The organism is Buttiauxella sp. (genome assembly GCF_049686335.1).
Lineage (GTDB): Bacteria > Pseudomonadota > Gammaproteobacteria > Enterobacterales > Enterobacteriaceae > Buttiauxella.
Map to the genome: position 1 here is coordinate 35,705 of NZ_JBAVHX010000002.1, position 22,930 is coordinate 58,634.

The following is a 22,930-nucleotide window of genomic DNA, read 5'->3' on the forward strand; positions in this document are numbered from 1 at the left end:
AAGAAACGTATTTAAACTTAAAGAGTAAGCTATGGCGGTAAGTAAGCCGACGTTCAAGTCCCCTGGTAAGCAAGGTGATGTCATTTTCAGCGCGCTAGTTAAACTGGCAGCGCTGATTGTGCTATTCCTGCTGGGCGGCATCATCATCTCCCTGATCATCTCCTCCTGGCCGAGCATTCAGAAGTTCGGTTTCTCGTTCCTGTGGACTAAAGAGTGGGATGCTCCAAACGATATTTACGGTGCACTGGTTCCGATTTACGGCACGCTGGTGACGTCGTTTATCGCTCTGTTGATTGCAGTGCCGGTGAGTTTCGGTATCGCACTGTTCCTGACGGAGCTGGCACCCAACTGGTTGCGCCGCCCGCTGGGTATCGCCATCGAACTGCTGGCTGCTATTCCAAGTATCGTTTACGGCATGTGGGGTCTGTTTATCTTTGCTCCGCTGTTTGCGACCTACTTCCAGGAACCTGTCGGCAACGTGCTGTCTTCTGTACCGATTGTGGGCGAATTGTTCTCAGGCCCAGCGTTCGGTATCGGTATTCTCGCCGCAGGCGTGATACTGGCCATCATGATCATTCCTTACATTGCGGCGGTTATGCGCGATGTATTTGAACAAACTCCTGTGATGATGAAAGAGTCGGCCTACGGTATTGGCTGCACCACATGGGAAGTTATCTGGCGCATTGTTTTACCGTTCACCAAAAATGGGGTGATTGGTGGGGTGATGTTGGGTCTGGGCCGTGCGTTGGGTGAAACCATGGCGGTGACCTTTATCATCGGTAACACCTACCAGCTCGACAATGCTTCGTTATATATGCCGGGCAACAGTATTACTTCTGCCCTGGCGAATGAGTTTGCTGAAGCCGAATCAGGCCTGCACACCGCAGCGCTGATGGAGCTGGGTCTGATTCTGTTCGTGATTACCTTTATCGTACTGGCTATCTCTAAGTTTATGGTTATGCGGCTGGCGAAGAATGAAGGAGCGCGCTCATGACGACTATGGAAATGCAAAGCCGTGCGGCACTGGCTGAATCACGCCGCAAAATGCAGGCACGCCGCCGCTTTAAAAACCGTATCGCACTGACCCTGTCGATGGGAACCATGGCATTTGGCCTGTTCTGGCTGGTGTGGATCCTGTTCTCGACTGTGACTCGCGGCATCGACGGTATGTCGATTGCGCTCTTCACCGAAATGACGCCTCCGCCAAATACTGCGGGTGGTGGTCTGGCGAACGCCCTTGCAGGTAGCGGCCTGTTAATCCTTTGGGCGACCGTTTTCGGTACGCCGCTGGGCATCATGGCGGGTATTTATCTGGCGGAGTACGGCCGCAAATCGTGGCTTGCAGAAGTGATTCGTTTTATTAACGACATCCTGCTTTCTGCGCCGTCAATCGTGGTGGGCTTGTTCGTCTACACCATCGTGGTTGCGAAGATGCAGCACTTCTCGGGTTGGGCTGGTGTGATTGCACTGGCGCTGCTGCAGGTGCCCATCGTTATTCGTACTACTGAAAACATGCTGAAGCTGGTGCCAGACAGCCTGCGCGAAGCGGCTTACGCTCTGGGCACGCCAAAGTGGAAAATGATTTCTGCTATTACGCTGAAAGCTTCTGTTTCCGGGATTATTACCGGGGTACTGCTGGCGATTGCACGTATCGCGGGTGAAACGGCCCCTCTGCTGTTCACGTCGCTCTCCAACCAGTTCTGGAGCACCGACATGATGCAGCCACTGGCCAACTTGCCGGTGACGATTTTCAAATTTGCCATGAGCCCGTTTGCCGAATGGCAACAGTTAGCCTGGGCCGGCGTTCTGATTATTACTCTGTGTGTGCTGCTGCTGAACATTATGGCGCGCGTAATTTTTTCAAAGAGTAAACACGGTTAAATTTTGCGGCGCGGCAACGGCGGCGCCGGATGGAGATTAAGAGACAGATGAGTATGGTCGATACCGCCTCAGGCAAAATTCAGGTTCGCGATTTGAACTTCTTTTATGGCAAATTCCATGCCCTGAAAGACATCAATCTGGATATCGCAAAAAACCAGGTTACCGCGTTCATTGGCCCGTCAGGTTGTGGTAAATCCACCCTGCTGCGTACATTCAACAAAATGTACTCGCTCTATCCGGAGCAGCGTGCGGAAGGTGAAATCTTGATTGATGGGGAAAACATCCTCACTCAGAGCCAGGATATCGCCCTGTTGCGTGCCAAAGTAGGCATGGTGTTCCAGAAGCCGACGCCGTTCCCGATGTCGATTTACGACAACATCGCTTTCGGTGTACGCCTGTTTGAAAAGCTGTCACGCAGCGACATGGACGAGCGTGTGCAGTGGGCTTTGACCAAAGCCGCGTTGTGGAACGAAACCAAAGATAAATTGCACCAGAGCGGATACAGTCTCTCCGGTGGCCAGCAGCAGCGTCTGTGCATTGCGCGTGGTATTGCGATTCGCCCGGAAGTGTTATTGCTTGATGAGCCGTGTTCAGCACTAGACCCAATTTCTACCGGTCGTATCGAAGAGCTGATCACCGAGCTGAAACAGGATTACACCGTGGTCATCGTTACCCACAACATGCAGCAGGCGGCGCGTTGTTCAGACCACACCGCGTTTATGTACCTGGGTGAGCTTATCGAGTTCAGCGAAACCGACACGCTGTTTACCACACCAGCTAAAAAGCAAACCGAAGACTATATTACTGGCCGTTACGGCTGATCCGGGAGAATACAATGGATAGCCTCAATCTCAACAAACACATTTCAGGCCAGTTTAACGCCGAGCTGGAATATATCCGCACCCAGGTTATGACGATGGGTGGGCTTGTGGAGCAACAGCTTTCTGATGCGATCACCGCCATGCATAATCAAGATGGCGAGCTGGCGAAGCGCGTCATCGAAGGCGACCAAAAAGTTAACATGATGGAAGTCGCCATCGATGAAGCCTGCGTGCGCATCATCGCTAAACGCCAGCCAACCGCCAGCGACCTGCGTCTGGTGATGGCCATCATCAAAACGATTTCTGAGCTGGAACGTATCGGTGATGTGGCGGATAAAATCTGTCGCACGGCGCTGGAGAAATTCTCTCATCAGCACCAACCGCTGCTGGTTAGCCTCGAATCTTTAGGCCGTCATACCGTGCAAATGCTGCATGACGTGCTGGACGCCTTTGCGCGTATGGATCTTGATGAAGCTGTGCGTATTTACCGTGAAGATAAGAAAGTTGACCAGGAATATGAAGGCATCGTGCGTCAGTTGATGACTTATATGATGGAAGACTCGCGCACTATTCCAAGCGTGCTGACTGCGCTGTTCTGTGCGCGTTCTATCGAGCGTATCGGTGACCGCTGCCAGAATATCTGCGAATTTATATTCTACTTCGTCAAAGGGCAGGATTTCCGTCATGTCGGCGGCGACGAACTGGATAAGTTACTTGCCGGGAAAGACCCGAAAGAGTGATCTATCGGCCCTCTCTCACTTCGGGAGAGGGCCTGTATTGTCGCTATGTTTAGGGACTAACCACTGTCAGCGTATAGTCTTTACTGAAATAACTGCCAGGAGCGAACATATGCCCATACATGCCACTACTGATGTTGATTTTTAGTAGTCCCGGTTTTGTTGGGGTGCCATACACCTCTACACAATTATAATTATTACTATCCTTCGGTTTCATATTTTTTATTTCTTCCTCAGATAATTGGCAGTAGCGTACAGAAATACCAGAATCAGCAGGTGTAATTGATCCAGCCTTTCTATCTACCCCTCTAAAAACAGGCCCTCCAAGAATATCAATTTTAAAACGATAAGGCGTATTCACTGTTGCTTTTTTTAATACTTCATTCTCGGGAATGAATTCTGCTTTTGGGCTTAATAAAGTACATGCAGATAAGCAAAAAAGACATGGAACAAAAATCAAATGTAGTGTTGACATTTTTATTTTAGTGGTTTAAAAACCACTCCTCCAAAAAACCTTTTAATGAAAAAGAACATGTCATTTCCTGGTTTTAACTGATCAGATATATATCCCCAGGAAAACAACTTCAAATGCACTGTTCCCTCAGAATCCTGGTTTACCGGACCATCCCAGACAATCCAATGAGTAGGGTATGTTGTTCGTTCAGATGAACTACCCTTTAATAAACTGTCATTGATAAGTGAAATAACTGTATAACCTTTCTGAATGTACTCATTTAATTCATTAACCCCCTGAATTCCTGCTTGGGTTACTCCGACATTACTGAATACTTTTTCATACCCCGCTTTCTCAAACCATTCCGTCAATGTGTTCCACATAGTGATGCCCGAGAATGGGGAATCAAGGTTGTCAAAACTCAATACTGCATTTTCCGAGTCTCTCAGCCCGGCAAGCGTCATCCAGTCAATCCCTGATATATCACCATAAAAATGCCCTGTTGGATGACAGCAACCCACGCCTAGTGTTATCTCAAGCTTACCGATTTTAGTTTTCCCATACTGCCACAACTCCTGCGCTGCTTGCACATACACATCAGGACGGTCTTTTTGCAAGCAGTAAAAAAACGCCGCAGGGCCACATAAGCTGGCATTGAACTGGTTTGGGTAATCGACCTGATTAAATCGATTATTTATTTGTTGCTCTATAAGCGATTTTTTAAATGGATCCTGAGGGCTGCCAATAGGATATTCCTTCGCAATGAAAGGTCTTTCCGGTTTGGATATTTTTACAACAACAGTGTTATCGCCTTCGCTTACTCGCTTGGTGGTTCCTGTCGACTGGAAATAACAAGGATTTTCACGCTTAATTGATGACCAGGCTTTACCAGACGCGAAATCTTCTAGTGTGTACATTTTTGTGAATGGTTGAGGTGAAACACATAAAGTTTTAAGCATGGTTTTTCGATAAAGCATCACTTCCATAATATAAATGGTTGAAAGCGGTTCGCAGATCTCTTCTGTTACATGAAGCTGGGTTTCATAATTAGCCTGTGGCGCTTGTTGCTTTACATCCACAATGGCATGTTTATTTCTTTCCGAATCCATCCGGTAAATAAATAGATCATAAAGAATTTCACTCGCGGGTAAATTCGAACTTATTCTGGTGGAGACATGATAAACAGACATTATCCAAATCCTTATGAACACGAAGAATAAAGATTACAACTATAGTCCCAGCAAAAAAGGCATGGATGTCTGAAAATGGTAAGTGCAATTTATATTGCATGGTGGAAGGACATAAAAAAAGGTTCACCGCAGAATAGCGTGAACCTTTTTAAGGTTGTCAATTAACTCAAATATTAGCGAACGATAATCCCTAACAGAATACCCAGCGCACCAAAGTCTGCATCACTGAAAGTAGTGTTAGCAAAGCCGATATCACCGAGCACTGGCAGCAAGAACACTGGCAGGAAGGTAATCAGTAAGCCCTGAGCGAAGGCACCCAAAATAGCCCCACGACGCCCACCGGTTGCGTTGCCAAATACACCCGCCGCCGCACCGACAAAGAAGTGTGGCACCACGCCTGGGATAATGACCGTCATGTTAAGCAGATACAGCGCAAACATCCCGATCAAACCTGCGGCAAAGCTGCTCAGGAAGCCAACCAGTACCGCATTAGGTGCGTATGGGAACACGACCGGGCAATCGAGCGCTGGTTTCGCGTTCGGCACCAGTTTGTCGGAAATCCCTTTAAATGCCGGAACGATTTCCGCGATAACCATCCGCACACCTTGCAGAATGATGTACACACCTGCGGCGAAGGTGATGGACTGCATGATGGAGAACATGAACCAGTTCTTACCACCACTCAGCTCTTTCACCACGTCTGCGCCAGCAAACAGGCACGTCACGAGGAAGATGATGCTCATGGTAAAGGAGATAGCGACCGGCGTATCGCGCAAGAACAGCAGACTTTTCGGCACATTCATGTCTTCAGTCGAGTGTTCTTTATTACCAAATTTGCTGCCGATGAAACCCGCTAACACATAAGATAACGTCGAGAAGTGGCCGATGGCGACATCATCAGAACCGGTGACTTTCTTCATGTAAGGGTGGGCAATAGCGGGGAAAAAGACCATCGCCACGCCAACAACCAGCGAGCCAACAGCAATCAGCGTCACGCCGGTCATACCCGCAGTTGCCAGGATCACCGCCACCATCATCGACATAAACAAGGTGTGGTGACCGGTCAGGAAGATAAATTTCCACGGCGTGAAACGAGCAATCAAGATATTGATAACCATGGCGAAGAACATGATCATCGCCATCTCTTTACCGAAGCTTTTCTGCGCCACGGAAACAATGGCTTCATTGTTTGGCACCACGCCCTGAATACCAAAAGCGTGTTGGAAAATGTTTGCGAAGTCACCCAGCGATGACACCACTAAACCGGCACCCGCGCCTAAAATCACAAAACCCATGATGGTTTTGACAGTGCCTTTAATACATTCGGTGACCGGCTTTTTCTGTGCAATCAAGCCAATCAAGGCGATTAAACCGACCAGTACCGCCGGTTCGGAAAGCACATCGCTCATCAAAAAACGAAAGAAATCCATAACGACCTCGACTTACAGTGCGCCTAACTCGGTTAATGCCACGGACAAACGTTCTTTCATGGCTTTTTTGTCGATCATATTGTCCAGCGCGACGATTTTCCCGGCGACGGACTGTGCGACTAATTGCTCCGCAATATCTTTGGTACCAACAAAAATATCGCTCGGCGTGCCTTTGGCGGAACCGAGATCGACATGGTCAACATCTGCGCTGACGCCTAAGTCTTTCAGGATGGTTTTAATGCTCATTTCCATCATCAGGCTGGTGCCTAAACCGTTACCGCAAACCACTGTAATTTTCATAATTTTCCCCTGGATTAAAAGCCTATCCCATTAGGCTATTTTATTTGTTCGTTTGGTCCTGGGCTGTGCTCAAAATCCTCACGTACTACGTGTACGCTGTGGTTTTTCCGCGCAGTCCAATGCCAAACGGTCTGCAACAATGACGCCTACTGGGTCAGGCTCTAATAGCGCGCAATGACGGACAAAATGTCTTGCGTTGTTTTGGCCTGCAAAATGGCCTGAATGTCTTGTTCGTTATCGAATAGTTGGGCGAGCTGAGAAATCGCTTCAATGTGGCTGGTACTGTCGGTGGCAGCTAACACAATCAACAACTTCACCGGATCGTTTTCATCGGCATCGAAATTCACACCAGAAGTGATAAGCGTCAGCGCCAGCGCGAGTTTGTTCGCACCTTCTTCAGGGCGGGCATGGGGCATCGCAATACCGGGACCCACCACGTAATACGGGCCGATCGCTTCATGAGAGCGGTAGATTGCATCCACATAACGTGGCTCAATCGAACCGTTTTCAATCAGCGGACGGCATGAAATAGACACGGCATCGCGCCAGTCTTTAGCCTGCTCGACGACCTGAACAACCTCTGCGGTTAAGAGTGTTTTTAACATGCGACTGATAACTCCCGATGATAATTAACAGGAGAGTAGATTTTTAAGTCAGCAATTAATGTGATGGTTGTCTCATTTGATAGCGCTACCTGATAGCGCTATCAAGGTTTGTGATAGCGCTATCATTTCTCCTGCGTCTGACTTTGGATATATCCGGTTCACGCATATACAATGCGATAGGGCATTTGCTACCGTGGGCAAAGAGTTGACGGATTAATGGTGAAATAAAAATAATGAAAACAGTGAGTTGTAATCGTCACGGGAGCCAGTATGGAAAAAATGCGTAAGCGCCGTGGTACCGGACGAGTCACGCTGCAAGAAGTCGCCAATTATGCGGGTGTCGGAACCATGACGGTTTCCCGGGCGTTAAGAACCCCGGAGCAGGTTTCTGACAAACTGCGTGAGAAGATAGAACAAGCGGTAGAAGAGTTAGGCTATATCCCCAATCGTGCAGCGGGTGCGCTGGCTTCCGGCCATAGTGATACGGTCGCCGTATTGATACCTTCTCTCACCGATAAAGCCAGTTCCCGCTTTATGCAGTCATTACAGCAAGTGCTGAATAAAAATGAGTTCCAGCTACTGCTTGGCTGCCATGAACATAATCAGCATAAAGAAGCTGAAATCTTGATGACGTTGTTGCAAAGCAATCCGGCTGCGCTGGTGGTGTTTGGCTCTCAGTTGGCAGAAAAGACCTACCAAATTCTCGAAAAGACCAATATCCCTACCATTAACGTCGTCGGTTCCCCTTTCAGCCAGGCGCGGATTACGCTTGAGACGGCATTCTTTGAGGCGTCACATAAACTGACCGAACATCTGCTGGATCAAGGTTATAAGAATATCGGTTTTATCGGCGCGCATATGGACAACCGCTTGCAGCGTCAGCAACTGAACGGCTGGCACAAAGCGATGCTCAGTCGTTATCAGAATTCCGACCAGGTTATTACCACGCCAGATGCCGCCAGCCTGCAGTTTGGTCGTTATGCGTTAACAGAGATTCTACTGCGCCAGCCAGAACTGGATGCCGTGATTTGCAGCCATGAAGAGATTGCGTTGGGCATCATGTTTGAGTGCCAACGGCGTTTGCTGAAGATCCCGGGAAATATCGCAGTGGCTTGTCTCGACGGTTCGGACAGCTGTGATCAAACACACCCGACGCTGACGTCTATCCGTGTCGATTATAAAAAGATGGGTAAAGAAGCGGGTAAGCTACTGATTGAATTGCTGAATGACGATAGAGATGATGAACTAGATGAATCGCGGGTCGAACTTTTCAGTTACCAGATAGAGCTACGCCAAAGCACCTGAGTGAAGCCTTTGTAGGGCGGATAAGCCTGCGCCATCCGCCATTTTCGTTAATCCGTAATATTCCAGCCTCGCGCACGCCATAACTCTGGCAACTGCGCTAAATCGGTAAAGGTTGTTACTTTCGGATGGTCAATCGGCGGGTTGTGCGGGTCGGCGCAAAAATAGAAAACTTCCATTCCCGCGGCAATACCTGATTGCGCACCGGCCATCGAATCATCCACCAGCACGCAGTTTTTCACATCCACATTCATCGCGTCGGCGGCATGGAACATGATTGCCGGATCGGGTTTCCATAACTGAATATCGTAGCCGCTATACAGTTTATCCGGGAAATGGTGGAGCATGCCGGTTTTACCCAGCGAGTGATTCATCTTGCTGACGGGGCCGTTGGAGACAATACACATCGGCACGTTGATTTGTGCGACTAACGCGGCGGCACCTTCAATCTCCACCAGCTCGCTGTCAAACAGACGTGAAACCTCGGCACGATAAATCGGCTCCAGCACCTCTTTTGACAGATTCACTCCATGTTGGGCATTAATGGTATCGATAATCTCGTAGAGCTTTATACCCTTAAAGGTTTTATGAACCTCCTCAAGCGCAAGTTCGATGCCGTATTGCGCAAACATATGTACGTAGGCTTTGGAGCAAATAACCTCGCTATCAACCAGCGTGCCATCGCAGTCGAAGAACACCGCATCTATCCGGGACATACTGCCTCCTTTTATTAAGATGAACATGCATCTTACCCAATTTGCGCAATTTTTGCGGCACGCAATCGTTGCCGTATAAGAAAATTCAATGAAAAAAAAACCGTGTTGGTCATCATGTTTTGTAATTTTTGGTATAGGATAGCGACGGATTTTCCCTCTCAATGTTCGGAATTAAGACTCATGAGCCAACCACAATCTACTCCGGCCGCAAATCCGGGGCTGCTCGAGCGCGTGTTTAAACTGCGCGAACACGGCACCACGGCACGCACTGAAGTGATCGCCGGTCTTACGACCTTCCTGACGATGGTGTATATCGTTTTCGTCAACCCGCAGATCCTTGGCGCCGCTGGTATGGATACCCAGGCCGTTTTTGTCACCACCTGTTTAATTGCCGCATTAGGTAGCATCCTGATGGGTATTTTCGCCAACCTGCCAGTCGCCCTGGCACCTGCGATGGGCCTGAATGCGTTCTTCGCCTTTGTGGTGGTTGGCGCGATGGGGATCTCCTGGCAAGTCGGGATGGGCGCCATTTTCTGGGGCGCCGTGGGCCTGCTGTTGCTGACCATTTTCCGTGTGCGTTACTGGATGATTGCCAATATCCCGATGAGCCTGCGCGTAGGTATCACCAGCGGTATTGGTCTGTTCATCGGTATGATGGGTCTGAAAAACGCCGGGATTATCGTGGCGAACAAAGACACGTTGGTGACTATCGGTAACCTGACTTCGCACAGCGTGCTGCTGGGCGCATTAGGCTTCTTTATCATCGCTATTCTGGCTTCGCGTAACATCCACGCCGCTGTGCTGGTGTCCATCGTGGTGACTACATTGCTGGGCTGGATGATGGGCGATGTGCAATATCACGGCATCGTTTCTGCGCCACCAAGCGTGCTGTCAGTTGTCGGTCAGGTGGATTTAGCCGGTTCTCTGAACATTGGCCTGGCAGGCGTTATCTTCTCCTTTATGCTGGTTAACCTGTTTGACTCCTCCGGTACGTTGATTGGCGTAACCGACAAAGCAGGCCTTGCCGACGAAAAAGGTAAATTCCCACGCATGAAGCAGGCGCTGTATGTGGATAGCGTGTCTTCTGTTGCGGGTGCGTTTATCGGGACATCTTCCGTTACGGCGTATATCGAAAGTTCTTCTGGCGTGTCTGTAGGTGGGCGTACTGGCCTGACTGCGGTAATCGTTGGCTTGCTGTTCCTGCTGGTTATCTTCCTGTCGCCATTGGCAGGCATGGTTCCGGCCTATGCCGCAGCAGGCGCTCTGATCTACGTTGGCGTGTTGATGACTTCCAGCCTGTCGCGTGTGAAGTGGGATGACCTGACAGAAGCGGTTCCGGCATTCATTACTGCGGTGATGATGCCATTTAGCTTCTCAATCACCGAAGGTATTGCGTTAGGCTTCATCTCTTACTGTGTGATGAAACTCGGCACAGGCCGCTGGCGTGAAATCAGCCCATGCGTGATTGTTGTGGCGTTGCTATTTGTTCTTAAAATCGTGTTTATCGATTCACATTAATCGGTTGTGCCGGATGACGCTTCGCTTATCCGGCCTACCTGTTACCCGTTCAACGTATGATTCTCTTTGCGATACCTGCCCGGTGGCTGATGAAACGTGCGTGTAAATATCCGCGTAAACGTCTGCTGCGAATCAAAGCCGTACTTCAGACTAATATCGTAAACCTTGTTATCGGTATCGCGTAAATCACGCGCCGCTAGCAGCAGTTTGCGCTCACGAATGTATTTCCCCAGACTCTCGCCTTTGTACTGCATAAACAAACGCTGCAAGTGCCACTTTGAATACCCCGCGTGATCGGCAATATCATCAATACGTAATGGCTTATGCAAATTGTCGTCGATCCACTCAACAATGGTGTCGATAACTTGAGCTGAAATTGTCATTCATCCCCCTGCGCGATTCGCTTACAAGGCACTGGCATCTTCCCACCAGGCGTTAAATTGTTGTGTGTTGTCATTTACCCAGACAGGTTCGCCCTGCTTCGGTGTTAACAGACGGAAGCTTTTGCCTTTACTGAATTCGGTCAGGCTTTTGTATGGCGCATCCCAGGTGTGTTTTGCCAGCACAAATCGACCCGCATGGCCTGGCAACACGGCGCGCGCATTCAAGTCCACAGCGGCCTGTGCGGTTTCTTGCGGCATCATATGGATGTTGCTCCAGTCCTGGTCGTACTGGCCGTTCTCCATAATGGCGAGGTCGACCGAACCAAACTGTTGTCCGATAGCTTTAAAATGCGGCCCGTAGCCGGTATCCCCGCTGTAATAGACTTTGTGCGCGTCGGTGACGAACATAAAACTCGCCCATAAAGTCTGATTGCTCTTCAGGCTGCGGCCGGAGAAATGACGCGCGGGTAAAACATGCACGGTCAGATCACTGGCAACTTTTACCGTCTGGTTCCAGTCTTTTTCATGAATAATGTCGCTATTGATGCCCCAGTAACGCAGGTGCGATCCGACACCAAGCGGCGTGATCACCTGGCGGATTTTTGGTTTCAGCGCTTTGATGGTGGCGAAATCCAGATGATCATAATGGTCGTGGGAAATGATCAGCAGGTCGATTTCTGGCATCGCCTCTGCGGTCCATGGGTAATTCCCTGGAAAGGCCTTATTGAGAAACGAAAAGGGAGCCGCGTAATGACTGAATACCGGGTCGATCAGAATGCGCTTTCCTGCCAGTTGCAGGTACCACGAAGAGTGGCCGAGCCACACCATGGTATCTTGCTCGATCGGAATGCTGGCGAGATCGGTATTAACCAACGGCAACGGCTGCTGCGGGCGTGAATTTTCACGCTTAGTGGTTAAAAACTCCCACCATGCCGCAATTTTACTTTTCTGCCCGGTATAACCCTGCGTCGGCAGCTGATTGCGAAATTGTCCATCAACGAAGTTTGCAGAACGTTCAACTAAACTGAGTTCTTCTCCCTGCGGGGCCTGACCAAATCCGGCATTCAGGACGAAAGGTAAACTGACTGCAGCTGCTATCAACATAATGAGTACCGCACAAAAGGAGAGACGTTTCATTTCCTGGCCTGCATCTACGCCCCATCCACTGGAGCATTGCTAACGAAACTTGATAATGAGTGAGTAAGCACTCATTATAGACAGGAGATGATTAGCGTCAAGATGCTTTTCAAACTCTCATATTGAGCGTTGCAGTAGCGTAGTCGGCGTGATTCAATTTGGTTTTCTGAATGTAGAGGGTAAAACGTTGTGGCTCGTCCGAAGAGTGAAGATAAAAAATTAGCATTACTGGAAGCGGCGACAACTGCCATTGGCCTGTCGGGGATTGCGGCATCGACTGCGCAGATTGCCCGTGGTGCCGGTGTGGCGGAAGGTACGCTGTTTCGCTATTTTGCCACTAAAGACGATTTGCTTAACGAGCTCTATCTCCATCTGAAACAAGATTTGTGCCAGGCGATGCTGGCTAATATCGACAGAACGCTAAAAGATCCAAAAGAATATACCCGTTATATCTGGAACAGTTATATCGACTGGGCTATCTGCAATCCAGAGGCGCACCGGGCGATTCGCCAGTTGTCTGTAAGCGACAAGATTGGTGAACAGACGAAGCAAAAAGTGGCGGAGTTATTCCCGGAGCTACACGAAATCTGTTCGCAATCGATACTGAAGGCGTTTCAATCAGGCCCGTATCGTGCGTTTAGTGACGCGATTTTTTCTTCACTGGCAGAAACGACGATGGAGTTCGCCAGCCGCGAACCGGAACGTGCTGGCGATTTTAAGGCTTTAGGCTTTGAGTCTATGTGGCGCGCTTTAGCGCAATAATATCCGTCATACTTCGAGCCGCCTCTTTGTTGGCTACGCTCACTCACCCGAATCACTTACTTTAGTAAGCTCATCGGGATGCGTTCTCTTGCCGCCGCGATGCCACTCGAATTATTTAGGATATAGCTTCAGTTTCAATCTTTAACGCGCTGAATATAGTCGCCAAATGCGGTGAGCTGCCCGGTCAAATGGTCGAGCGTGCTTTGGTCTACAACTTCACCCGTTTGCGCATCCACCTTGTTCTGAATCACACCGCCCATAAACTCAGGTTTGTTCATCACCATCGCATCAAGGAACACCAGAATCTGGCGCAGATGATACTGGCAGCGAGCGCCGCCAATTGCGCCCATCGAACTGGTCTGAATCAGCACCGGTTTCCCCGCCAGCGGCTGTTCTGGCAAACGCGACAGCCAGTCGATAGCGTTCTTCAGGCCACCAGGCACTGAATAGTTATATTCCGGCGTCACAATCACCACGCCATCTGCGGCGCGAATTTGCTCGGCAATGGCTTCAACGCTCGCTGGGAAGCCCTCTTCTTGCTGCATATCGGCGTCATACAGCGGAATGTCTTTAATCGACGGTAAAGCATCAATGCTCATCCCCTGCGGGGCAATTTTTGGCAACGTGCGGGCGACCATAGCGTTGAATGAGCCATGGCGAAGGCTACCTAATAAAGTGACAATCTTTAACGTGTCGGACATGCATACTCCTTGGTGTCAGGACGTTCTGGAAAGATCAGTTTTGATATAACGCTTTTTCGGACGACATACTGGTTAAGCGAATAATACTGCCGTCAGGATCCCGATAACGCGATTTAACATCCCACAGACTATGCCAGTTTTGCGGGCCTTCAAACTCCCACAAATTGAGTTTTTCAATTGCCGGAGACACCACACATCCCCAGATTAGCAGGCCTTCCACATCGCTGATGGCTTCAATTTCCGACTGGCATCTGACACGAATACGCCCGGCACCCGGCAGAAGCTGCAAACTATCTTCGCGGTTGGTTAACTTAAACGCGCTTTGGTGCAGCGTACGCAGTTGCGCCCGTGCCTCACCTGGATTTTTTTGATTGTTTATCCAGATTGACTCATTGCTGCGAAAAGTGGAATCCGATACCACGGACGGGAGATGGCCAAAAGACTGGTTAATTTCGATATCCAGCCCGCAGCGACCTTCGGTCGTCACCAGTACGCCGACTTTATTCCCGGCATAGGCAATGCTGAAATCCATCAGGGAAGGGTCGGCAAAGTGTGGACGTCCGGCGGCGGTAGTGAGGATTTCCGGCAGTTGTTGAATGCCATAAAGCATGTGGAGCAATTCTGCGAGTAAGCTGCGCGAGGCTAAAAATCGTGAACGGCGATGTTCCGGCATATGTTGAGAGCGGGCGAGACATTCTTCATTCAGCCGGCTCGAAAAGGGGAATTTGGGATTGATAGTCCATCTTGCGAAATGCGTTGCCATTTGTCTCTCCTTGATAATGGGCAATCTACTTTTCACTCGATTGTAGGTTTTTTAGCAACAAAACGCACGGCCCGGCATGGATAAAAAACGATCAAAACCTTAGCGAATGATCAATGTCATGAATATATGGGTTTTAATCTTACGCCAGCTCAGCCTCTGTGTATTTGATGCAGTAGCCCGACTCAGAGGGATGGATATAGGCAAACCCTTTGTTTCCAAAATGCATACCCGCGACGAGCAGGTTTTCTCGGGCTACGTGTCGCAGAATTTTTGCGCGGGTTTGTTCAGCCTGAGCAGCATCGTAATCAAACATAATGGAAACCTCAGGGTGAGCTGATTGTATATGGGGAAAATGAACCACATCGCCCCAGATAAGCAAACTCGTTTCCCTGGAATCAATCTGAAAACCCGTGTGGCCCGGCGTATGTCCTGGGAGCCAAACCGGGCGAATGCCTTCTGTTATTACATCTTCTGAAATAATGTGCAGCCTGGGTGCATAGACATCAAGTACGCGGCGGGCGAGCAAAAAATTACGCTGTCCTCGTTCGCTGGCTTGTTTAAAATGATAATCGTCTCGCCAGTATTCAGCTTCAAGATCATGTAGATAGAGTTGCGCATTTTTATATACCGCAAGCCCCTGCTTATCCAGCAAGCCGCCGATATGGTCGGGGTGGCAATGCGTTATTAAGAGAGTGTCGATGTCGTCAGGAGTCACTCCGGCGGCACGCAGGTTTTTGCTGAGCATACCTCCCGCGTCGTTCATACCTCCCGTACCGCCATCAACCAGCATGGTGCGCCCACGGCCACGTATCAGGTAGCAATTGATGTGGATATTGCCGGGTTCATCAATACCCGCGCTATGCTGAATTGCCTCTGCTGCCGGTTTTTCAATGCCTGAGAGCAAATCCAGACTGGCTGCCATATTTCCGTCACTGACGGCGGTAACCAGAAAGTCACCAATCTGACGGGAGAAAAAAGCGGGATGATTCATTACGATTACCTCAGGGTGAATGACGGGAAACACTAAACTCGTGCGATGACTTTCCGTCATCTTAAAGGCTTAAATCGGGCTCTTATAACGATACTATTTCACCCATCAATGACATTTTGTCACTGAATCTGCACCAACAGGAAGGTTCTAATGCGCAGAAAGCTTCCCAGCAGCGCTTCATTGCTGGCTTTCGAGTCAGCGGCAAGACACAGTAATTTTGCCAGGGCAGCGGAAGAGTTGTCGCTAACAGAAGGCGCTATCAGCCGCCAGATAGCACGCCTTGAATCGCTACTCAGCTGTAAGCTCTTTGACCGTGTTGGGAGCCGGGTAAAACTTAATCCCGTGGGGATCCGCTATTCACATCACGTTCGTGAAATGCTTGAACGACTGGAAAGAGATACCCAGTACATTTGCGGTATTCACGAGGGAGGGCAAAGCCTGGAACTTGCCGTTCTCCCCACTTTTTCAAGCCGCTGGCTTATTCCACGTTTGAATGGTTTCAGAGCCTTGCATCCTGATATCACACTGAATATTGCCGCCCGAAGCGACCCGTTTATTCTGGCTGGAAGTGGTTTTGATGCCGCCATTCATTTTGAACATCCTGGCTGGGCGGGCATGAACGTCAGTTTTCTGCTTGAGGAACGTTTGATACCGGTGTGCCATCCGACATTGCTGACAAACAGAGATATTGCGCAACAACTGAACGGGCTGCCGCGTATTCATCGGCGGCAAAATCCGGAAGCATGGCATCACTATGCCCGGCAAAATGGAATTGGTCTTGATAACCCCTCTCAAGGCGACCGCTATGACCTGCACGAAATGGCTATCGCCGCGGCAATTACGGGACAGGGCGTTGCGCTGGTGCCACGTATGTATGTTGAAAAAGAGCTTCAGGATGGTTTGCTGGTGGCGCCCTGGCCAGAATCAGACAGCCTGAGCAAAAAGTTTTGTCTTGTGAAGCCAACCGTTTCGGGGATCAACGATCGGGCATTACAGGCTTTTGAAACCTGGTTGCAGGTAGAAATCACGAGCGGTACGCTAAGGATTGATAATAAAAACCCGTATTAACATGATGTTAATACGGGTTAGTGAATGTTCACGTACAGCGGCGGAAGTTAGCTTACTTACCGATGCAGAAGCTTGAGAAAATGCGTCCGAGCAAATCATCAGAGGTAAATTCACCGGTGATTTCGCTCAGGCTTTGCTGAGAAAGACGCAGTTCTTCGGCCAGTAACTCCCCGGCCCACGCGCCCAACAGCTGCGCTTTGCCTTGTTGCAGATGGTCTGCCGCCTGTTCCAGCGCCTGCAGGTGGCGACGACGTGCCAGGAAACCGCCTTCCATATTGGTTTCAAAGCCCATACTCTGTTTTAGATGATCGCGCAGCACATCTACGCCTTCACCGGTACGCGCAGACAGCCGTACAAGTGAGTGACCATTCACATCGCTCAGACCCAGCGTTTCACCTGTGACATCGGCTTTGTTACGTACCACCGTTATCGGCAAACGTGCCGGAAGGCGTGCGATAAAGTCAGGCCAAATTTCAGCGGGGTCGGTGGCGTCGGTGGTGGTCCCGTCAACCATAAACAGTACGCGGTCGGCTTGTTCGATCTCGTTCCACGCACGTTCGATGCCGATGCGCTCAACTTCGTCGCTGGCTTCGCGTAAACCTGCTGTATCAATGATATGCAGCGGCATACCGTCGATGTGAATGTGTTCGCGCAGCACGTCGCGCGTGGTGCCGGCAATATCCGTCACAATCGCGGCTTCGCGGCCAGCCAGCGCATTCAACAGGCTAGATTTACCGGCATTTGGACGTCCGGCAATCACCACTTTCATCCCTTCGCGCAGCAAACTGCCCTGACGCGCTTCGGCGCGAACCGCGTCAAGATCGCCAATCACCTGGTTCAGTTGGGCTTCAATTTTGCCGTCTGACAGAAAATCGATTTCTTCATCCGGGAAATCAATCGCCGCTTCCACGTAAATGCGCAGATGGGTCAATGCCTCAACCAGATGGTTTACGCGTGCAGAGAAGGCGCCCTGCAAAGAATTTAACGCTGAACGTGCAGCTTGCTCGGAGCTGGCGTCAATCAAGTCGGCGATGGCTTCTGCCTGTGCCAGGTCCAGCTTATCATTCAAAAATGCGCGCTCGGAGAACTCGCCAGGCCTTGCGATACGCACGCCTGAGAGCGCCAGGATGCGCTTTAACAGCAAATCGAGGATAACCGGGCCACCGTGACCTTGCAGTTCCAGCACATCCTCACCTGTGAAGGAATTAGGGCCAGGGAACCACAGCGCGATGCCTTGATCCAGAACGCTGCCGTCTGCATCACGAAATGGCAGATAATCGGCGTAACGTGGTTTAGGTAATTTACCCAGAATGGCCTGCGCCACTTCACGTGCTTGAAGGCCTGAGACGCGCAGGATACCGACCCCACCACGTCCCGGCGGTGTCGCCTGGGCAACGATTGTCTCGTTATGGCTCATTGTTATCTCTCAGACTTTGAGTAGAAAAGAAAAAGGCGGTCTATTGACCGCCTTTCGTAAGCTGCTCGCTAATTTTTATCAGGTCTTTTTCTTGTCACGGCTGTGTAAGCCACGTTTCTCAAGACCGCGATAAATCAGCTGCTGCTGGATGATGGTCACTGTGTTACTGACGATATAGTACAGTACCAGGCCTGACGGGAACCACAGGAAGAACACCGTGAAGATGACCGGCATAAAGGTCATGATCTTCTGCTGCATCGGGTCGGTCACAGTGGTAGGCGACATCTTCTGAATGAAGAACATCGTCAAGCCCATCAGGATCGGCAGGATGTAGTACGGGTCTTGTGCGGACAAGTCATGGATCCACAGTGCGAATGGCGCATGGCGCAATTCCACAGAACCCATCAGCATGTAGTACAACGCCAGGAAGATTGGCATCTGGATAACCAGCGGGAGACAACCACCCAGCGGGTTAACTTTCTCAGCTTTGTACAGGGCCATCATTTCCTGGCTCTGACGCTGCTTATCATCACCAATACGTTCACGCATGGCCGCCAGTTTCGGCTGCAGCATACGCATTTTCGCCATGGAGGTGTACTGCGCTTTAGTCAGCGGGTACATGATGCCACGAACGATAAAGGTGATAACGATAATGGAGAAGCCCCAGTTACCGATGAAGCCGTGCAGGAATTTCAACAGCTTGAACAGCGGCTGAGAAATAAACCACAACCAACCATAATCCACAGTCAGGTCAAGGTGCGGCGCAACGGCTGCCATTTTGTCCTGAATTTCCGGGCCAACCCACAGGGTGCTACCCAGTTGAGCTGTCTGGCCTGGCTGAACCAGTTGTGGTGCGGATTTATAACCAATCGCCGCCACATCATTGCTCAGTTTGGTGGTATAGAAGTTGTTGGTACCCTGATTACGCGGAACCCACGCTGTTGCAAAATACTGCTGCAACATCGCAACCCAACCATTGTTGGCATTAACGTTCAGGTTTTCACCGTCAGCGATGGTATCGAATTTATATTTTTCGTATTTCGCATCAGGAGTCGAGTACGCAGCGCCACGGAAGGTATGCAACGCAAAGTTGTTGCTTCCAGTATCGCGGTGCGATGGCAGATTGATGGACTGCTTCAACTGACCAAAGGTAGCCAGTTCCAGCGGTTTCTCACCGGCGTTCTTCACGTTGTAATCCACGCTTACCGCGAACTCGCCGCGTTTCAGAGTGAAGGATTTAGTGAAGGTATTGCCCGCCGCATCAGTATAAGTCATTGGAATAACGAGTTCGTTCTGGCCTTCCGGCAGGACGAAGCTGTCGCTTTCAACGTTATACAGTGGACGATCACCGTTAGCCGGGTTATCCGGGCCATCACGACCTGTCAGGCCACTTTGTGCCTGGTAGACAAATTCTGGCGTCGTTTCCAGTAACTGGAACGGCTCATTAGATTTGAGCTCTTTCGGGTAGGTCAGCAACTGTGCCTGCTCAACATCACCACCACGGGTGTTGATGGAAAGCTCAAGGACGTCAGTTTTAACCGTGATGATTTTTCCCTGGCCACTGGTCGGCACACCCTGGCTTGCGGCGTTACCTGCTGCGGTGGTCGTAGTCTGCGTGGTCTGCTGCACCTGTGGTTTTGGAGCGTGGTCCTGCTCCCAGGCTTGCCAGATCATGAAAGACACGAACAACAAAGCGATGAGAAAGAGATTGCGTTGCGAATCCATCGTTAGTGTTCTCTGGTATCAAAAGGTCCAGGTGGGACGGGATCGTCTCCACCGGGGTTCAAAGGGTGGCATTTTAATACGCGTTTCACCGTCAACCAACTGCCTTTTAACACCCCAAACCTGCGCAATGCCTCAATTCCGTAGTGAGAACAGGTAGGAGTGAAACGGCAATGCGGCCCGAGAAGCGGACTTATCAGGCGCTGATAGACCCTAATCAGGCCTATCAGGAGCCGCGAGACAGGCGACAGTGACGGCGCCATAACTTTTCCAATGCTTCCGATAAAGCCCGGTTATCCAGGTCTGCAACCCCTTTCTTAGCCACTACCACGAAATCCATTGGAGGAAGTTCGTGCTGACGCAAACGGAAACTCTCACGCGTCAGACGTTTAATCCGATTGCGTTCGTGTGCACGTTTAACATTTTTCTTAGCGACTGTAAGACCGATGCGGGGATGCCCCAGCGAATTAAGGCGGCCGAGGATGGTGATTTGCGGCGTGCCAGCCCGTTGAGGTTGCTGGAAGACGAAAGTGAAATGAGTGGGAGTTAACAAGCGTAACTCCCTGGGAAATGCGAGCTTAACCACTCAGGGGTTAGCTTTTATTACTTAGAAACGGTCAGACGAGAACGGCCTTTAGCACGACGACGTGCCAGTACCTGACGACCATTTTTTGTAGCCATACGAGCACGGAAGCCGTGAGAACGGTTGCGCTTCAGTACAGACGGTTGAAAAGTGCGTTTCATGGCGATTTCTACCTAAACTTGGATAAATTTCACTGGGTTAGCGAGAAGCCTTGCATAAACTGCAAATGACTAACGCCTCAGTGTGGCTGATTAAAGAGGCCGGATTGTAATAATTGTACACTCCGGAGTCAATTCTCTTTCCTTGATAGCCGTCATACTTCAAGTTGCTGGGGTGTTGGCTGCACTCACTCACCTCTGTCATTTACTCAAGTAAACTCCAGAGAATTCCTGAGCTTGCCGCCTACCAGGAACTTGAATTATTTAGGCTATATTTCCCGTGCCTTAATTCGCTTTTTGACCCTAAAAATGACCAGGATCTGTCCAAAATAAAGCCGTGGCGACACGCGACGGGTGGGGAATTATACGGCGTCCCCATTAAAGCGCAAGGATCGACTGGGATCTTCCTTAGATCTGTTAAGACGATTTTGTGCGCTAGTCATTAAATTTTCCAATATAGGAACGTAAAGCGCTGCGCGCCTGACAGGATCGTTTACACTTAGACTCCACAAAACTAGCCTGACTCCACAAAACAGCCCTGTGGATAAATCGGGAAGAAACTGTGAGAAACAGAAGATCTCCGGCGCACTTTAGGCTATGATCCGCGGTCCCGATCGTGATCCTTTAGTGTTCACCCTGGGGTAAACCCGAGTGACTTCAGGATGTAGGTAGGCGGCAATCGAATGAATCCCGATGAGCTTACTCAAGTAAGTGATTTGGGTGAACGAGAGCAGCCAACAACCCTATATCTTGAAGGGCGATGGGTATAAACCGCAGATAGCGGTTCGCACGCTTCCCGTACCGGGGTTCCGATGAGGAAGAGTCGGCGTGCGTCAACAATCATGAATATAAACTTTCAGTCTTCGTCATTTTATCGACTTTGTTCGAGTGGAGTCCGCCGTGTCACTTTCGCTTTGGCAGCAGTGTCTTGCCCGATTGCAGGATGAGTTACCAGCCACAGAATTCAGTATGTGGATACGCCCCCTACAGGCGGAACTGAGCGATAACACGCTGGCCCTGTATGCACCAAACCGTTTTGTTCTCGACTGGGTACGAGATAAGTACCTTAATAATATCAACGGATTGCTTAACGATTTTTGCGGCACAGATGCGCCAGTATTACGTTTTGAAGTTGGTAGCAAACCGGTCAGTCAGACGTTAAATCAGCAGGCAGTGGCTACCGCTCCTGCCCATGCGCAAATGGCGCGCCCTACAGCCCCAATGCGTCCAAGCTGGGACAATCTCCCGGCTCCCGCTGAACAGTTATACCGCTCTAACGTCAACGTAAAACATACTTTCGATAACTTCGTTGAGGGTAAATCGAACCAACTGGCTCGCGCGGCGGCGCGTCAGGTGGCGGATAACCCAGGCGGAGCTTATAACCCTTTGTTCCTTTATGGCGGCACCGGTCTGGGTAAAACGCACCTGTTGCATGCTGTAGGTAACGGTATTATTGCGCGCAAACCGAATGCGAAAGTGGTGTACATGCACTCCGAACGCTTCGTGCAAGACATGGTAAAAGCGCTGCAAAACAACGCCATTGAAGAGTTCAAACGTTACTACCGTTCTGTTGATGCGCTGCTGATTGATGACATTCAATTCTTTGCTAATAAAGAGCGCTCACAAGAAGAGTTCTTCCACACCTTTAATGCCCTGCTTGAAGGCAACCAACAGATCATTCTGACCTCGGATCGCTATCCAAAAGAGATCAACGGGGTGGAAGATCGTCTGAAATCTCGCTTCGGCTGGGGGTTAACGGTCGCAATCGAGCCGCCAGAACTGGAAACGCGCGTGGCGATCCTGATGAAAAAAGCAGATGAGAATGACATTCGTCTGCCAGGCGAAGTTGCATTCTTTATTGCTAAGCGTTTACGTTCGAATGTGCGCGAGCTTGAAGGGGCATTGAACCGTGTTATTGCCAACGCCAACTTTACTGGCCGGGCAATTACCATCGACTTCGTGCGTGAAGCACTGCGTGATCTGCTGGCGCTGCAAGAGAAGCTCGTCACCATCGACAATATCCAGAAGACGGTGGCAGAGTACTATAAAATAAAGATTGCTGACCTGTTGTCCAAGCGTCGTTCCCGTTCGGTTGCCCGTCCACGTCAAATGGCGATGGCGCTGGCGAAGGAACTGACAAACCATAGCTTGCCAGAAATCGGCGATGCCTTTGGTGGCCGCGACCATACTACGGTTCTGCACGCCTGCCGTAAGATTGAGCAGTTGCGTGAAGAAAGCCACGACATCAAAGAAGATTTCTCTAACCTAATCAGAACATTATCTTCGTGACG

Annotated in this window: 25 protein-coding genes; 9 read left to right on the plus strand and 16 right to left on the minus strand. The window is 50.1% G+C overall.

All coding sequences use genetic code 11. From position 1 onward, the window contains the following. Window positions 1-31: 31 nt before the first annotated feature. Genes pstC through phoU form a run of 4 tightly spaced genes read left to right on the plus strand, consistent with a single transcriptional unit; the run spans window position 32 to window position 3,442 of the window. Complete coding sequence (gene pstC, locus WBL83_RS00175; protein ID WP_424587234.1) at window positions 32-994, plus strand: phosphate ABC transporter permease PstC; 963 nt, start codon at window positions 32-34, stop codon at window positions 992-994. Continuing rightward, on the plus strand, window positions 991-1,881 hold the full coding sequence (gene pstA, locus WBL83_RS00180) for a phosphate ABC transporter permease PstA (protein ID WP_424587235.1): 891 nt from the start codon (window positions 991-993) through the stop codon (window positions 1,879-1,881). The genes pstC and pstA overlap by 4 nt, the downstream gene beginning before the upstream one ends. Window positions 1,882-1,928: 47 nt before the next feature. Continuing rightward, window positions 1,929-2,702 (plus strand): phosphate ABC transporter ATP-binding protein PstB, encoded by a 774-nt coding sequence (gene pstB, locus WBL83_RS00185; RefSeq protein ID WP_424587261.1) that lies wholly within the window; start codon window positions 1,929-1,931, stop codon window positions 2,700-2,702. Window positions 2,703-2,716: 14 nt separating this feature from the next. After that, window positions 2,717-3,442, plus strand: a complete 726-nt coding sequence (gene phoU, locus WBL83_RS00190; RefSeq protein ID WP_034499841.1) for a phosphate signaling complex protein PhoU — start codon at window positions 2,717-2,719, stop codon at window positions 3,440-3,442. Window positions 3,443-3,491: 49 nt separating this feature from the next. Here phoU and WBL83_RS00195 read toward each other — a convergent pair whose 3' ends face one another. From WBL83_RS00195 to WBL83_RS00215, 5 genes are all read right to left on the minus strand, one after another. Next, window positions 3,492-3,914: a hypothetical protein gene (locus WBL83_RS00195; protein ID WP_424587236.1), complete on the minus strand. Its 423-nt coding sequence runs from the start codon at window positions 3,912-3,914 to the stop codon at window positions 3,492-3,494. 2 nt (window positions 3,915-3,916) lie between these two features. Continuing rightward, a complete protein-coding gene (locus tag WBL83_RS00200) occupies window positions 3,917-5,083 on the minus strand; it encodes a hypothetical protein (protein WP_424587237.1) in 1,167 nt (388 codons plus the stop codon). Between the two features lie 173 nt (window positions 5,084-5,256). Then, window positions 5,257-6,513, minus strand: a complete 1,257-nt coding sequence (locus tag WBL83_RS00205; protein ID WP_183272030.1) for a PTS ascorbate transporter subunit IIC — start codon at window positions 6,511-6,513, stop codon at window positions 5,257-5,259. 12 nt (window positions 6,514-6,525) lie between these two features. Further along, on the minus strand, window positions 6,526-6,813 hold the full coding sequence (locus WBL83_RS00210) for a PTS sugar transporter subunit IIB (protein WP_424587238.1): 288 nt from the start codon (window positions 6,811-6,813) through the stop codon (window positions 6,526-6,528). 161 nt (window positions 6,814-6,974) lie between these two features. After that, window positions 6,975-7,418 (minus strand): PTS sugar transporter subunit IIA, encoded by a 444-nt coding sequence (locus tag WBL83_RS00215; protein WP_424587239.1) that lies wholly within the window; start codon window positions 7,416-7,418, stop codon window positions 6,975-6,977. 270 nt (window positions 7,419-7,688) lie between these two features. Between WBL83_RS00215 and WBL83_RS00220 the strand changes: the two genes are divergently transcribed. Beyond that, window positions 7,689-8,723, plus strand: coding sequence for a LacI family DNA-binding transcriptional regulator (locus WBL83_RS00220; protein ID WP_424587240.1), 1,035 nt, complete (start codon window positions 7,689-7,691; stop codon window positions 8,721-8,723). A gap of 47 nt (window positions 8,724-8,770) precedes the next feature. On the opposite strand, the gene yieH is transcribed toward WBL83_RS00220, so the two are convergent. After that, window positions 8,771-9,436: a 6-phosphogluconate phosphatase gene (gene yieH / locus WBL83_RS00225; protein WP_424587241.1), complete on the minus strand. Its 666-nt coding sequence runs from the start codon at window positions 9,434-9,436 to the stop codon at window positions 8,771-8,773. Between the two features lie 180 nt (window positions 9,437-9,616). On the opposite strand from yieH, the gene WBL83_RS00230 reads away from it, so the two are divergent. Further along, window positions 9,617-10,954, plus strand: coding sequence for an NCS2 family permease (locus WBL83_RS00230; protein WP_424587242.1), 1,338 nt, complete (start codon window positions 9,617-9,619; stop codon window positions 10,952-10,954). Between the two features lie 41 nt (window positions 10,955-10,995). On the opposite strand, the gene WBL83_RS00235 is transcribed toward WBL83_RS00230, so the two are convergent. Together WBL83_RS00235 and WBL83_RS00240 are read right to left on the minus strand one after the other, a co-directional pair. Beyond that, window positions 10,996-11,337, minus strand: coding sequence for a RamA family antibiotic efflux transcriptional regulator (locus tag WBL83_RS00235; RefSeq protein WP_424587243.1), 342 nt, complete (start codon window positions 11,335-11,337; stop codon window positions 10,996-10,998). 21 nt (window positions 11,338-11,358) lie between these two features. Beyond that, window positions 11,359-12,474, minus strand: coding sequence for an MBL fold metallo-hydrolase (locus WBL83_RS00240; RefSeq protein ID WP_424587244.1), 1,116 nt, complete (start codon window positions 12,472-12,474; stop codon window positions 11,359-11,361). 189 nt (window positions 12,475-12,663) lie between these two features. On the opposite strand from WBL83_RS00240, the gene WBL83_RS00245 reads away from it, so the two are divergent. After that, on the plus strand, window positions 12,664-13,236 hold the full coding sequence (locus WBL83_RS00245; RefSeq protein ID WP_424587245.1) for a TetR/AcrR family transcriptional regulator: 573 nt from the start codon (window positions 12,664-12,666) through the stop codon (window positions 13,234-13,236). A 134-nt stretch (window positions 13,237-13,370) separates the two neighbouring features. On the opposite strand, the gene WBL83_RS00250 is transcribed toward WBL83_RS00245, so the two are convergent. From WBL83_RS00250 to WBL83_RS00260, 3 genes are all read right to left on the minus strand, one after another. Beyond that, window positions 13,371-13,937: an NADPH-dependent FMN reductase gene (locus tag WBL83_RS00250; RefSeq protein ID WP_424587246.1), complete on the minus strand. Its 567-nt coding sequence runs from the start codon at window positions 13,935-13,937 to the stop codon at window positions 13,371-13,373. A gap of 34 nt (window positions 13,938-13,971) precedes the next feature. Next, window positions 13,972-14,700: a 4'-phosphopantetheinyl transferase family protein gene (locus WBL83_RS00255; protein ID WP_424587247.1), complete on the minus strand. Its 729-nt coding sequence runs from the start codon at window positions 14,698-14,700 to the stop codon at window positions 13,972-13,974. A gap of 139 nt (window positions 14,701-14,839) precedes the next feature. After that, the gene (locus WBL83_RS00260; RefSeq protein ID WP_424587248.1) at window positions 14,840-15,691 is read right to left on the minus strand and encodes an MBL fold metallo-hydrolase; all 852 of its coding nucleotides are present in this window, start codon (window positions 15,689-15,691) and stop codon (window positions 14,840-14,842) included. Window positions 15,692-15,841: 150 nt separating this feature from the next. Here WBL83_RS00260 and WBL83_RS00265 point away from each other — a divergent pair, with 150 nt between their 5' ends. Continuing rightward, on the plus strand, window positions 15,842-16,759 hold the full coding sequence (locus WBL83_RS00265) for a LysR substrate-binding domain-containing protein (protein WP_424587249.1): 918 nt from the start codon (window positions 15,842-15,844) through the stop codon (window positions 16,757-16,759). A 52-nt stretch (window positions 16,760-16,811) separates the two neighbouring features. Here WBL83_RS00265 and mnmE read toward each other — a convergent pair whose 3' ends face one another. The 5 genes from mnmE to rpmH all read right to left on the minus strand — a co-directional run bounded on the left by mnmE (window position 16,812) and on the right by rpmH (window position 20,642). Beyond that, the gene (gene mnmE / locus WBL83_RS00270; protein ID WP_424587250.1) at window positions 16,812-18,176 is read right to left on the minus strand and encodes a tRNA uridine-5-carboxymethylaminomethyl(34) synthesis GTPase MnmE; all 1,365 of its coding nucleotides are present in this window, start codon (window positions 18,174-18,176) and stop codon (window positions 16,812-16,814) included. Between the two features lie 78 nt (window positions 18,177-18,254). Continuing rightward, a complete protein-coding gene (yidC, locus tag WBL83_RS00275) occupies window positions 18,255-19,901 on the minus strand; it encodes a membrane protein insertase YidC (protein ID WP_424587251.1) in 1,647 nt (548 codons plus the stop codon). 2 nt (window positions 19,902-19,903) lie between these two features. Next, entirely contained in the window at window positions 19,904-20,161 is a 258-nt protein-coding gene (gene yidD, locus WBL83_RS00280; protein WP_072011227.1) for a membrane protein insertion efficiency factor YidD, read from the minus strand. Then, complete coding sequence (rnpA, locus tag WBL83_RS00285; protein ID WP_424587252.1) at window positions 20,125-20,484, minus strand: ribonuclease P protein component; 360 nt, start codon at window positions 20,482-20,484, stop codon at window positions 20,125-20,127. The genes yidD and rnpA overlap by 37 nt, the downstream gene beginning before the upstream one ends. A gap of 17 nt (window positions 20,485-20,501) precedes the next feature. Continuing rightward, complete coding sequence (gene rpmH, locus WBL83_RS00290) at window positions 20,502-20,642, minus strand: 50S ribosomal protein L34 (RefSeq protein ID WP_003849659.1); 141 nt, start codon at window positions 20,640-20,642, stop codon at window positions 20,502-20,504. A gap of 897 nt (window positions 20,643-21,539) precedes the next feature. Here rpmH and dnaA point away from each other — a divergent pair. Then, window positions 21,540-22,928 (plus strand): chromosomal replication initiator protein DnaA, encoded by a 1,389-nt coding sequence (gene dnaA, locus WBL83_RS00295; RefSeq protein ID WP_424587253.1) that lies wholly within the window; start codon window positions 21,540-21,542, stop codon window positions 22,926-22,928. Window positions 22,929-22,930 lie beyond the last annotated feature (2 nt).

Excerpts from the sequence above, each read along its gene's own strand:
- rpmH (WP_003849659.1), bottom strand. The coding sequence starts at position 20,642 with ATGAAACGCACTTTTCAACCGTCTGTACTGAAGCGCAACCGTTCTCAC.
- yidC (WP_424587251.1), bottom strand. The coding sequence starts at position 19,901 with ATGGATTCGCAACGCAATCTCTTTCTCATCGCTTTGTTGTTCGTGTCT.
- pstC (WP_424587234.1), top strand. The coding sequence starts at position 32 with ATGGCGGTAAGTAAGCCGACGTTCAAGTCCCCTGGTAAGCAAGGTGAT.
- WBL83_RS00205 (WP_183272030.1), bottom strand. The coding sequence starts at position 6,513 with ATGGATTTCTTTCGTTTTTTGATGAGCGATGTGCTTTCCGAACCGGCG.
- WBL83_RS00250 (WP_424587246.1), bottom strand. The coding sequence starts at position 13,937 with ATGTCCGACACGTTAAAGATTGTCACTTTATTAGGTAGCCTTCGCCAT.
- WBL83_RS00200 (WP_424587237.1), bottom strand. The coding sequence starts at position 5,083 with ATGTCTGTTTATCATGTCTCCACCAGAATAAGTTCGAATTTACCCGCG.
- WBL83_RS00220 (WP_424587240.1), top strand. The coding sequence starts at position 7,689 with ATGGAAAAAATGCGTAAGCGCCGTGGTACCGGACGAGTCACGCTGCAA.
- phoU (WP_034499841.1), top strand. The coding sequence starts at position 2,717 with ATGGATAGCCTCAATCTCAACAAACACATTTCAGGCCAGTTTAACGCC.
- WBL83_RS00195 (WP_424587236.1), bottom strand. The coding sequence starts at position 3,914 with ATGTCAACACTACATTTGATTTTTGTTCCATGTCTTTTTTGCTTATCT.
- pstB (WP_424587261.1), top strand. The coding sequence starts at position 1,929 with ATGAGTATGGTCGATACCGCCTCAGGCAAAATTCAGGTTCGCGATTTG.
- WBL83_RS00210 (WP_424587238.1), bottom strand. The coding sequence starts at position 6,813 with ATGAAAATTACAGTGGTTTGCGGTAACGGTTTAGGCACCAGCCTGATG.
- WBL83_RS00260 (WP_424587248.1), bottom strand. The coding sequence starts at position 15,691 with ATGAATCATCCCGCTTTTTTCTCCCGTCAGATTGGTGACTTTCTGGTT.
- WBL83_RS00265 (WP_424587249.1), top strand. The coding sequence starts at position 15,842 with ATGCGCAGAAAGCTTCCCAGCAGCGCTTCATTGCTGGCTTTCGAGTCA.
- yidD (WP_072011227.1), bottom strand. The coding sequence starts at position 20,161 with ATGGCGCCGTCACTGTCGCCTGTCTCGCGGCTCCTGATAGGCCTGATT.
- pstA (WP_424587235.1), top strand. The coding sequence starts at position 991 with ATGACGACTATGGAAATGCAAAGCCGTGCGGCACTGGCTGAATCACGC.
- WBL83_RS00255 (WP_424587247.1), bottom strand. The coding sequence starts at position 14,700 with ATGGCAACGCATTTCGCAAGATGGACTATCAATCCCAAATTCCCCTTT.
- WBL83_RS00230 (WP_424587242.1), top strand. The coding sequence starts at position 9,617 with ATGAGCCAACCACAATCTACTCCGGCCGCAAATCCGGGGCTGCTCGAG.
- mnmE (WP_424587250.1), bottom strand. The coding sequence starts at position 18,176 with ATGAGCCATAACGAGACAATCGTTGCCCAGGCGACACCGCCGGGACGT.
- WBL83_RS00240 (WP_424587244.1), bottom strand. The coding sequence starts at position 12,474 with ATGAAACGTCTCTCCTTTTGTGCGGTACTCATTATGTTGATAGCAGCT.
- yieH (WP_424587241.1), bottom strand. The coding sequence starts at position 9,436 with ATGTCCCGGATAGATGCGGTGTTCTTCGACTGCGATGGCACGCTGGTT.
- WBL83_RS00215 (WP_424587239.1), bottom strand. The coding sequence starts at position 7,418 with ATGTTAAAAACACTCTTAACCGCAGAGGTTGTTCAGGTCGTCGAGCAG.
- WBL83_RS00235 (WP_424587243.1), bottom strand. The coding sequence starts at position 11,337 with ATGACAATTTCAGCTCAAGTTATCGACACCATTGTTGAGTGGATCGAC.